General features: G+C 36.4%; 7 protein-coding genes and 1 pseudogene. 2 read left to right on the top strand and 6 right to left on the bottom strand.

What is annotated here, in order from left to right; genetic code table 11:
- The first annotated feature begins 21 nt into the window (after positions 1-21).
- The gene (locus ZPR_RS20805) at positions 22-1,257 is read left to right on the top strand and encodes an aspartyl protease family protein (RefSeq protein WP_013073760.1); all 1,236 of its coding nucleotides are present in this window, start codon (positions 22-24) and stop codon (positions 1,255-1,257) included.
- Positions 1,258-1,274: 17 nt separating this feature from the next.
- Entirely contained in the window at positions 1,275-2,135 is an 861-nt protein-coding gene (locus tag ZPR_RS20800) for a CPBP family intramembrane glutamic endopeptidase (RefSeq protein ID WP_013073759.1), read from the top strand.
- Here the strand turns inward: ZPR_RS20800 and ZPR_RS23965 are convergent.
- From ZPR_RS23965 to ZPR_RS20775, 6 genes and pseudogenes are all read right to left on the bottom strand, one after another.
- Positions 2,128-2,289, bottom strand: a pseudogene (locus ZPR_RS23965) (tyrosine-type recombinase/integrase); the annotation flags it as partial. The gene ZPR_RS20800 and the pseudogene ZPR_RS23965 overlap by 8 nt on opposite strands.
- A 382-nt stretch (positions 2,290-2,671) precedes the next feature.
- Positions 2,672-4,972 carry a glycoside hydrolase family 3 N-terminal domain-containing protein gene (locus tag ZPR_RS20795; RefSeq protein ID WP_013073757.1) on the bottom strand — a complete coding sequence of 767 codons (2,301 nt, stop codon included), beginning with the start codon at positions 4,970-4,972 and terminating at the stop codon, positions 2,672-2,674.
- Positions 4,973-4,995: 23 nt separating this feature from the next.
- Complete coding sequence (locus ZPR_RS20790; RefSeq protein ID WP_013073756.1) at positions 4,996-6,435, bottom strand: glycoside hydrolase family 30 protein; 1,440 nt, start codon at positions 6,433-6,435, stop codon at positions 4,996-4,998.
- A gap of 72 nt (positions 6,436-6,507) precedes the next feature.
- A complete protein-coding gene (locus ZPR_RS20785) occupies positions 6,508-8,247 on the bottom strand; it encodes a SusE domain-containing protein (RefSeq protein WP_013073755.1) in 1,740 nt (579 codons plus the stop codon).
- A gap of 18 nt (positions 8,248-8,265) precedes the next feature.
- Positions 8,266-9,714, bottom strand: coding sequence for a glycoside hydrolase family 30 protein (locus tag ZPR_RS20780; RefSeq protein ID WP_013073754.1), 1,449 nt, complete (start codon positions 9,712-9,714; stop codon positions 8,266-8,268).
- A 1-nt stretch (position 9,715) separates the two neighbouring features.
- Positions 9,716-11,197 carry a RagB/SusD family nutrient uptake outer membrane protein gene (locus ZPR_RS20775; RefSeq protein ID WP_041580160.1) on the bottom strand — a complete coding sequence of 494 codons (1,482 nt, stop codon included), beginning with the start codon at positions 11,195-11,197 and terminating at the stop codon, positions 9,716-9,718.
- Positions 11,198-11,203: the final 6 nt, after the last annotated feature.

Genomic DNA, 11,203 nt, shown 5'->3' with positions numbered 1-11,203 from the left:
AATAGATTAAATTAAAGATAGGTGAAATTTATAATCAAAATATTAAAATGGGGATTTTTTGCCACCATTTTAGTTCTCATTGTACTCATAGGTTCTATTTTCTATTTTACTTCAGGTTTATCGGAGTTATCTGATGCTAAACTTGAATTTCACGGAACTCATGACACTATTCCATTTCGTTTGTCCAATTCCGGCCATATTCTCATTGATGTAGGTTCTGGGAAAGAAAAAAAGACCTATCCTTTTATTTTAGACAGCGGAGCTTCTAATGTTGTTTTCGAGCGTTTTGAGGATGATTTCGATTTAAATGATAATGGCTACACCCCAAGCTTTGGATCTTCTGGTAACTTTTTTTGGTCCGAAATTAAAGAGGTCGATCAATTGGAGATAGGCAACTTAAAACTTACCGACCTTAATTTTCAGGTTACTTCAATTAATAATCAATGCCCGGATGCTTATGGTATTATTGGAATTGGCGTTATGAGGCATATGGTTTGGCAAATTGATTTTGAAAAGCAAGTACTTATAGTTACCAAAGAGCTAAGTGATCAAAAAATTTCTTCTTCAGATCTACAGTTCGATTTGGAACAGAACTCTTATGGACATCAATTGCATATTCCGGTAAGGATATCTCATAAATCGAAAGATATCGAAGTGTCTGTAGATCTTGGGAATAGTGGGCATCTAAGTCTGAATGAAAATCTAATTATTAGAGACTCTTTGATTCTAAGATCGAAAACTATATTTGGAGAGGGATCACATGGTCTTGGTGAGCAATCAAAAACAGTAGCTCAAGAAAAGATTTATTTACTGGATACATTGAAATTTTCAAATACAAGCTTCGAAGTAAATAATTTTCCTACAAGTTCTCGCAAGGGTGATTTAAACTTACTGGGCTTAGGTTTTTTTAAAAAATTTAAAACAACCATTAGCTGGAAAGATGATAAGCTTATATTATCTCCAAAGGACAGTATTGATTTTATGGATAAGATGTTTGGTGTCCATGTAAAATTTGATTCGCAACATGAATCAGCATACATATCTACATTAATTGAAGATTCTCCAGCTCAAAAAATAGGAATTGAACTCGGCCAGAAACTTGTTGCAGTGAATGGATTAATTATAAAAAGCAATATAGACTTTTGTCGTGCACAGTCCTTATTATATAATAATAACATCGTAGAATTAAGAATTATAGATAAAGATACCTCGAAGCAATATAAGCTTAAGAGCGCATATCTTTTTAAAGGAAAATAAATTTTAAATTATTTTATATGTCTCAAAATAGCAAACTTCCTGGATGGGGAAGAATTTTATTAATTATAATTCCATTTTTATTTATAGTTGGAGTTTTTGAAATTATAGGAGCTTCCATTTTGGGTATAGAATTAAAATCCCTTGAAACAGGCGTTAAAACATCTAGCCAAAAACTTATTATTTCATTTTTCTCTTTCTTAGGTACTTTAGTTGTTGTCTGGATTTTCGTACTTAGGGTGGATAAAGAAAGGTTTGTAGACATTGGTTTACATTTAAAAAATAGAGCAAAGGATATTATAATTGGTCTTGCTCTAGGAGCAGGGATCATAATTTTAGGTTTTGGAATTTTATTAGCACTGGGAGAGATTAGCCTTGAGACTATAAACTGGAACTTCAAAGAGTTTTTAATTGCTATGTTATTATTCATTATTGTGGCACTTAAAGAAGAAATTTTTTGCAGAGGATATATTCAAAAAAACCTAATGGATTCCTTTGGTAAGTATTTTGCACTAGTGATTACAGCATTAATATTCTCGTTATTACATGCTTTCAACCCTAACTTAAGTTTATTAGGATTGATCAATATTTTTATTGCCGGAATTTTTTTAGGTATATCTTATGCTTATACTAAAAATCTTTGGTTGCCTATTGCATTACATTTTAGTTGGAACTTTTTTCAGAGTTTATTAGGATTTAATGTAAGTGGACAAAGTATGTATTCAGTACTGAGAATCTCGAGAGATTCCCCTAATCTATTCAACGGAGGCAACTTTGGTTTTGAAGGCTCGATATTGGCAAGTATTCTTCAAATAATTGCTGTAGTTTTTATAATATATCGCTATAAAAATAGAGAAAGTAGTATTACATCAATTAATTAAAAACCTTATTCATTTCCTCTTGGTACTGATCTAAAATATTGGTAGGTAAAGACTTTAAATAAATTTGAGTAGTATTGATTTTGGAGTGTCCTAACATCGAGGAAATTGCCATCAATGGAACATTTTTAAGTAAAGCATGTGTTGCAAAACTATGTCTTGAAACATAAGAAGTTAATCATTCTTAAATGACGGGCACACGAGATTACAGGATATGGCTTCTAAAGGAATTTTGAAACCACAAGGGGGTGGGCGAATTATACATTATGAGCGAAAATTCACTTGAATTAATGTTAAAGTTTGTTAAAGGGTGCTGAATTCGGTGTATATAGAATTATCTTTTCGATTAAATAGCTAATAATCAAATATTTACGAGTTTGGTTCGAGTCTCGTCCAGATCGCAAGATTGCAAAAAGCCTTTCAGTAATGAAAGGCTTTTTTATTGTATACCCCAACTTTTGAGATTGATTCCCATCAATCCCATAAAACGAGGCAGATTCTTAGATCTGCCCGTTTTCTAATGGATTTTTTTGGTACAACTAATTCACCAAAAAGCTTTCTTCTAAATCTTTAATTAAAATTTTGAATTCTCCGGGTTCCAAAATACTCTCGCCATGGTTATCGGCATATTTTAAATCATCGGTAGAAATTATAAAGTTGATGGTTTTGGATTCTTTAGGGGCTAATTCTATTTTGGTAAACCTTCGTAAGCGTTTTACATCGGGTGTGATTTTGCTGGCATACAAATCTGAGGTATAAAGCTCTACCACTTCTTTCCCTTTACGATTTCCAGTATTCGTCACTTTAACAGAAATTTCCAAATCCTCTCCTACTCCAATTTCGGTTTTATTGATTTTTAAATCTGAATAGTCAAAAGTGGTATAGCTTAAGCCATCACCAAACCGGTATTGTGGATTGTAATCGGCTTCATAATTATAAACCCCTTCGGCTTTCTTTTGTTCTTCGGAAGGTTTATGGATATAACCAATTGTAGCATTGGGATAGCGTGGGTAGGTATAAGGCAACTTCCCGGAAGGGTTTACCTCACCATATAAAATATCGGCTAGCGCATCGCCCCCAAAATTTCCTGGCAAATAGGTTTGCACTACCGCCTGCATAGCTGGTTCAATATGACTAATAATTCGTGGTCGGCCTTCATTCAACACTAAAATTACAGGAGTTCCGGTAGCAGCTACTTTTTTGGCTAATGCTATCTGATGTTCGTTTAAGTATAAATCATTGAGGTCTCCGGGTTTTTCGGTATAGGTATTTTCTCCTAAACATAAAATCACTACATCTGCTTTTTTAGCTTCTGCAACCGCTTTTTCTAACTGATCTGGAGCTTGCTCATAGTATTTTCCGTCCATTTTATAACTAACTCCGGGAACATAGGTAATATTCTTTTTCTTTCCTTTTTGCTGAAGCGCTTCGAAAATCGTGTTATATTCCTGCGCATACTCCGGAGTTTTTTCACCTTGCCAAGAATACGTCCACGCCCCATTTAAAGTTCGCATAGTATTAGCATTAGGTCCAGTGACTAAAATCTTGGTATTCTTTTTTAAAGGAAGAATATTTTCTTCGTTTTTTAATAAGGTAATCGACTCTGCTGCGGTATGGTAAGCTGCTTTTTCAAATGCTTCACTACCAAATTCAGGATAATCTTTAGGATTTGTGGTAGGATGCTCAAATAAATTCAATGCAAATTTTACCCGTAAAATTCTTCGTACCGCATCATTAATTCGTTCTTCTTTTACTTTTCCTTCGTTGACCAATTCTACCAAACTATTGTAAAAAACTTCGTATTTGTAAGGAACCATCGACATATCAATTCCGGCATTTATCGCCATCATCACTGCTTCTTTATCGTCTTTAGCAATTCGATCCCGGCGATTTAAATTTTCAATATCTGCCCAATCGGTTACCACTATACCTTTAAAGTTTAATTCATTTTTCAGCAAACCAGTCAATAAGTTTTTATTAGCGTGTACCGGAATTCCGTTAATAATACCACTGTTCACCATTACTGTATGTGCTCCGGCGTCAACCGCTGCTTTAAAAGCCGGTAAATGATATTCGCGTAATGCTGAAGTTGGAATGTAAGAAGGTGTTCTATCTTTTCCTGAAGTGGCTGCGTGATAGCCTAGAAAATGCTTCAGTGAACTAGCTACGTGTTCAGGATTTGAAAGGTCATTATCTTCCCCTTCATAACCATTGATCATTTCTACGCCTAATTCTGAAATTAAATAAGGATCTTCTCCAAACGATTCCCAAATTCTAGGAAATCGAGGATCCATCCCTAAATCTAATACCGGAGAAAAATTCCACGAAATACTACTGGCTCTAGTTTCGTAAGCAGTAACTTCTGCGCCTCTTCTTACTAAATCCCGATTTCTGGTAGCAGCCTGCCCTATTTGCTGTGGAAACATGGTTGCACCCACGGTATAGGTGGCACCGTGAATCATATCTACTCCGTATAACACGGGAATTTCTAACCGATCTTTTAAGGCTGTTTCTTGAATCTGACTAATTAAGGAATACCATTTTTGCGGTGTGAGGGCACGGTTATTAGCGGTATTTAAAACTGAACCAATATGATAATCGACCAAAGCTTTATTTAACGAATCTTGATCTAATTCAAAAGGTTCGTAACTGGAATAAATATCTTCTCCTTTAGTGATGACATCTAGAGTAATTTGGGTCATCTGCCCTACTTTTTCTTCGATGGTCATCTTATCGATTAACGACTCGATTTCTTTATCGTGAACGGTACTGTTTAGTTGTGCTTGGACTAAATTTCCTAAGCATAAAAATACTCCTAGAAATAATGAATTTAATTTCATAAAGTTTATAGTTTTTGGGGTTTTTAAATGACATATGTACCAACGGATTGTGCTGGTAATTTCACTTCGAGGGTTTCATTTTCTAATTGAAACAGAAACGATTGTTCTTTTTTATTTTTATTCTGTACAATCACTACAATCGTACCTTTAGGAGTCCTAAAAGCTACATTTGGTAAATCTTTGAGTAGGTTAGATTCAATTCTTACAGAGCCCGGAGTTACAAATTTTGAAGCCTGAGCTATAATATAATATGCCGGTTCTCTTATAACTTTATCACCTTTAATAGTGATAGCGCCTAAACAACGATCACAACCACCCCGATCGGTATGGGGCTCTTGATTTTCGTCGGCAGCAAGGTTCCACTCCAAAACTGTTTTACACCAGTTTCTGGTAGCCCCAATAATTAAATTTTCGGTATGCCAATTCATTTCTTTGGCAAAATCACCGGGAGCTCCTACCCATTGTTCGGTGAAATACAAATTTTTATCCGGGTGCGCTTCGTGTACTTTAGAAATGGCATCAACTTCACCACCGTATAAATGAAAAGCAGCACCATCAATGTATTGGGCGGCAACCGAATCGTTTAAAATCGTGATAGGGTAATCGGGACGATCGGCATTATGGTCGTAAACAATAATCTTGGTGTTGATATTATTTTCTTCGAAAACCGGTCCTAAATGATTTTTTACAAATTCTTTTTGCTGTTCGGCTTCCATTAACAAACTCGGATTGTTACCGGGATGTAAAGGTTCGTTTTGTACCGTAATTGCATCAATAGTAATCCCTTCAGCCTTCATAGCTTCAATATATTTAACAAAATACCTGGCATAACTATCGTAAAATTCTTCTTTTAAGCTTCCACCGCGAGTATCGTTATTGGTTTTCATCCATTTTGGTGGTGACCAAGGAGAACCTAAAATTTTAATATTCGGCTGAATTTTAATAATTTCTTTTAGCACCGGAATTAAATGAAGTGTATCGTTTGCTAAAGAAAAATGTTCGAGGTTTTTATCGGTTTCACCTTCCGCTAAATCATCATAGGAAAATGGTGCTTCGTCTAAATCTGAAGCGCCAATACTTATACGTAAATAGCTCACTCCAATACTACTAGCATCTCTTCCAAATAATTCTTTTAATAAAGCGTGACGTGCATCATCCTTCATGTTGTGGATATGCATCGCGCTACCGCCGGTTAAGGTATACCCAAAGCCATCCATTTTCTGATAGGTTTTCCCTGGATTAATTTGGATGACCGGTAATTGTTCTGAACTTTTACTTTGGGTTTGATAAAGTTCACTTTCGGCTAATAATTGGGATTGATCGAGCGTTGTAACATAAACCTTACCTACGGGTCTGTTTTTTTCTTTTGAGGAAATTGTTTTAGAATCTTTACAAGAATGCATACTGGCCATTAGTAAAAATCCTAAAGCTACTCCTGTATATTGTTGAAGTATTTTTTTCATCGTTTATGTAAAATACCTAAGCAGATGATTGGCTAAAGTCATCTGCTTAGGAAAGTTTAAGGAAATTAATTTTTATTCGGCTATAATTTCGAAAGTTGCATTGGAGTATGTTGTATCTACAGTGATATTAGCTTGATAGCTTCCTGATTGGGTGATGGGGTTTAAATCGCCACCACCATTTACTAACGCTCCACTCATCAACGAATTATCACCACCTTCAGGAGTACCAAACTGTACGTCCCAAGGCGAATTAAATTTTAGGTTGTATCCTGCTTCTAAATTTTGGGTAGTCGTGAATTGCATAGGATGCACATAAGTCATTGCAAATTCATTACGACCATCCCAATTACTTGGATCCCAATGGAAAAGTTTAAGGTTGTAATATTGCCAACTTCCACTTCCTGTTGCAAAATTAAAAGTTAGTTTATACGCCTGATCATGATCTACGCTAAACTCACCCGCTCCTTCTACAAAGGACATTCCGGCAGCAACACTATCACCATCAGGGCTATCGGTAGCGCCAATGATATTCGAGGTGAAGTAAGAAGTACCCGTACCATCTTCCGCACTATTTAATGAATAACTTACTCCGGCTTGTAATGGAAGGTATGCTGAAGTGAACGTATCACCCTCTAAAGAGAATTGAGCAATCGAAGTTCCGTTTTCTAATAAAAACAAACTTGAAGGGGTTTCTGAAGGAGCACTTAAATTACTCTCTAAATTATAAGTGTAGGTATCGCCAGATAAATCTAAGGTAACGGTAAATTCTCCAGAATTATTCAATGGAATATCTTCGATGTTTATTCCTGCCTCACCGGCTTGAGACTCCATATAAAGTTCATTGGAAGTTCCCTGAATTCGCTTCAATAAATACCCCCAATCTTGGTTAGCCCTGAAAACAAAAGCTCCGGTTGTTTCTCCATTTGGTACTGTTAAAAACATCGTTGTTTCCCAAACACCATTACCCATATATTCCAAAGGTTCGTCACCATCCCAAGCATTTGGAATAACGCTTCCTACAATACTCCAATGCTCTATTTTCCAAAGCGTATAGGTATTATCGTTTAAGTTTACGGTAATTCTGTATTCTCCGCTTTCTTCTACTGCAATAGGGTTTCCGTTCTTCTCGATAACTCCTTCTTCACCTCCATAGATATGTGCTGGCAATTCTTGGCGACTATATATACTAAAAGTTTGCCCTGCTTCTAAAGAAGTATAAGCTTCAAAAATAGAAGTGGCCGCTCCTGAGGCATTTTGTAAATTACGCATAGGAATCGCTGCTGAAATATCATTCCCTACTTCTGTAGCACTCCCAGCTATAAACAATTGATTAGGAACATATTCATTTTCAAATCGAGTAACACTTAAGGTTCTCGTAGCATAAGTTTTGGTATCTTGACAAATCGCTACCACCGTCCATTCTAATTCTGAAGATTCATTAGCTGGATAACCAGCGTAGGATAACGCTAAATCTAAATCTGAAGCCTGAATGCTTGCTGAAGTTGCTTTTCCGTTATTATCAGATTTCACACTGATAATTGGTGAATCATGATCTTCGCTACCTAAGGTATCGATCTGAAGTTCATAACGAACCTGAAATCCTGCAGTAGAAACCGCTTCTTGCCATTCAAAATAAAATTTTTCATTAGCCCGATCTTCCTGAAGCAATAGTTCTTCTCCTTCTTCAGGTGAAATTAATTCGGGTTGAGACAATTCCCAATTCCCAATAGGGTCTAAGTTATCATCATTTTCACAGCTCAATAGCCCGAAAACCGATAAACAAATAAGTATATAGCTATAATATTTTTTCATCTTTCTAAATTTTTAGTTTTATTCCCACGTGATGGTGGCTACACTTTCTGAAGAAAGGGTATAATCAAATCTATTCTCTCCCATAATCACAGAAAATGTCTTTGAAGTTGGAGTTTCATTAAGTACTATTAATGCTTTACTCCCATCAGGATTCTGAAAAGCAATACCGTCTAAGCCTGAATTATCATCAAAATTTGAAGAGCCAATTCGATGTGCACCCGGTCTTACAAATTTTGAAAAATGAGCTATCGCATAGTATTCTTCATTTTTTTCTATTTCTCCTGAAGAATTAATGGTAACCACTCCTCTACAATCTTGGCAACCATTATTGGTAGGTCCATGATTTTCATTGAGGGCCAAATTCCAAAACAAAGCGTTTTTAGACCAGTTTTTGGTAGAACCCATTAAAATATTCTGAACATACCATCTTAGGTTGCTGGAAAAATCGATACTCCATTCTCCTCCGGAAATTTCCGTAAAATAAAGTCCTTTGTCTGGGTAAGCATTGTGAACTTGTGACATCGCACTAACATCTCCGGCATAAGCGTGAAATGCACTGCCTGAGACGTAAGGATTAGCTTCTCCATCGCCTAAGACGGTCATTGGGTAACCTGCTTCATCAAAATTATGATCGTAAGCAATAATTTTTGTTGAAATATTTGCTCCTTCAAAAGCAGGTCCTAATGCATTTTTTATAAAGTTAGCTTGCTCCTGAGCTTCCATACGCATGGTTGGATAACCTGAAGTATGTAGAGGTTCATTTTGTGGAGTAATCGCATCAATTGGAATTCCATGATTTTCAAAAGCCTGAATGTATTCAACAAAATAATTGGCGTAGGTTGCATACCATTGTTCTTCTAATTTTCCTCCGTATAAACTTTCATTATCTTTCATCCAAGCAGGAGCACTCCAAGGACTTCCCATAAATTTTACTTCCGGGTTAATACTTAAAATATCATTTGCTACGGGAATTACATGCATTTCATCATGGGCAATAGAAAAATTATCCAGGTTAGGATCCTCCTGTCCTTGCGGCATATCGTCGTAAGTAAAATCTTCCAAGGAAAAATCTGAAGCTCCAATGGTTAATCGTAAATAACTCATTCCCGCTCCACTTTCTACATCAAACAAATCGGAAAGCAAACTGTTTTTTTGTGCAGTACTTAAATTATTAATCACATAAGCAGAAGAACCGGTTAAAGCTGCTCCGAACCCTTCTATTTCCTGCATTTGTTCAGTTTCATTAATTGTGATGGAAGGGTATGATGTCTCCTTATTATCAATAATACTTAGATGATCTTGTGCTGAAAGCAACCTGCTCTCATCGCCACTGGTAACCCAAATTTGTGCCGTTCCAACTTCGTTACCGCTACCACCGGTTGTTGGTGGCGGGTAACTTTTCTGATCATCATCTGAACAGCCAATTAATGTAGCTGCAATTACTATAGTTATTAATATCTTCTTCATTTTAGTATCCAGGATTTTGTGTAAGATTAGGGTTTCTATCGATCTCGTTTTGGGGAATTGGTAATAACAGATCTTTTTCGGTTACACTGTAATTTACCGGTTGGCCAGTACTTAAATCGATATCATCTACACTATTCATAACTTCAATAGCTTTGTTATATCTAATTAAATCGTCCCAACGTTTAGCTTCTTGAGCAAGTTCTAATCGCCGCTCTTTTAAAATAGCTTCCCTCATTGTATTTTGAGAGGCTGTTTCTCCTGCAGTTAGCGGCTCTAATTCAGCTCGATTTCTAATGATATTCACTAGTTCTACAGCTTGGTCTGTTTGCCCTAATTCGTTTAAAGCTTCGGCTTTTAGTAATATGATATCGGCTAAGCGAAGTAAGTATTCGTTATCTGCACTTGCCCAGGCGCTGGCATTTTTCCATTTATATGCAAAAGCAACACTACTGTTAGGGGCATTTCCCCAATACTCATCGATCCAGGAAACTTTTTCAAAAAGTACGGTTGCATTTTTACGAATGTTATCACCTTCGGCATCAAAAGCCGCCACTAAATCTTTAGACGGAGTGACAAATTTTCTCCAGCTGTCACCACTAATAGAAGGCGGTAATTGCATTTGTGGCGCCCAGTTTCCTTCGTCGCCTCCTAAAAACTGAATTTCTAAAATAGATTCTGAATTATTATAATGATTTCCATCAAATAATTCGGCATAATTAGCGAGTAGGGTATACCCTGCAGGGCTGTTAATTACTGCGTTGGTGTGCTCTAAAACTTTGTTGTAATCTGGATTTGGCATTTGTGCATAAACTTTGGCTAAAAGTGCATTCGCTGCGCCTTTTGTGGCTCTGGCTTTATTTACGCTCGCGTCATTACCATAATCATCGGGTAAGCGCGTTAAAGCTTCCTCTAAATCGGCCATGATTTGGGTATACACTTCGTCTACCGAGGCTCTTGGTTTTCTAGTCATCGAAGGGTCGGTAGTGCTTATAAACTCCAGGTATAATGGTACATCACCAAAATTTTTTACAAGGGTAAAATAATGATAAGCCCGTAAAAAATAAGCCTGCCCTAAAATGTGTTCACGTTCTTCTTCGGTGATTCTATTTTCTACTAAGGGGGCATTTTCTAAAACGACATTGGCTTTGGATATGGCGTTATAAACATTTCCCCACATCCCGTAAATTCTGCCGTTTGTGGGTGTGATATCTATACGGTCAAATTGATAAATTTCGGGATTGTCACCACCTGCATAGTGATTATCCGATCTTACATCCTGATAGATCACCCTATCCCAGATATAATAATCTGAAGATTGAAAAGATTCATACACCCCTGTTAATGCCGCCTGTATTTGCGGACCTGTAGCGTAGGCTGAGGCTGCTGTTTCTTCAGAAATTGGTTTTATGTCCAGTTCATCATTACAGGAAACCAAAGTTCCTGCTACTAATGAAATCATTATGTATTGCTTTATATTTTTCATAATCAT

Source organism: Zunongwangia profunda SM-A87, from assembly GCF_000023465.1.
Classification (GTDB): domain Bacteria; phylum Bacteroidota; class Bacteroidia; order Flavobacteriales; family Flavobacteriaceae; genus Zunongwangia; species Zunongwangia profunda.
The sequence above is the reverse complement of the archived record's forward strand: the minus strand, read 5'-3'. Positions and strand labels throughout refer to the sequence as shown.

What these genes read in the sequence shown, in the direction of transcription:
- ZPR_RS20800 (WP_013073759.1), top strand. Translation starts at nt 1,275, where the DNA reads ATGTCTCAAAATAGCAAACTTCCTGGATGGGGAAGAATTTTATTAATT.
- ZPR_RS20795 (WP_013073757.1), bottom strand. Translation starts at nt 4,972, where the DNA reads ATGAAATTAAATTCATTATTTCTAGGAGTATTTTTATGCTTAGGAAAT.
- ZPR_RS20790 (WP_013073756.1), bottom strand. Translation starts at nt 6,435, where the DNA reads ATGAAAAAAATACTTCAACAATATACAGGAGTAGCTTTAGGATTTTTA.
- ZPR_RS20785 (WP_013073755.1), bottom strand. Translation starts at nt 8,247, where the DNA reads ATGAAAAAATATTATAGCTATATACTTATTTGTTTATCGGTTTTCGGG.
- ZPR_RS20780 (WP_013073754.1), bottom strand. Translation starts at nt 9,714, where the DNA reads ATGAAGAAGATATTAATAACTATAGTAATTGCAGCTACATTAATTGGC.
- ZPR_RS20775 (WP_041580160.1), bottom strand. Translation starts at nt 11,197, where the DNA reads ATGAAAAATATAAAGCAATACATAATGATTTCATTAGTAGCAGGAACT.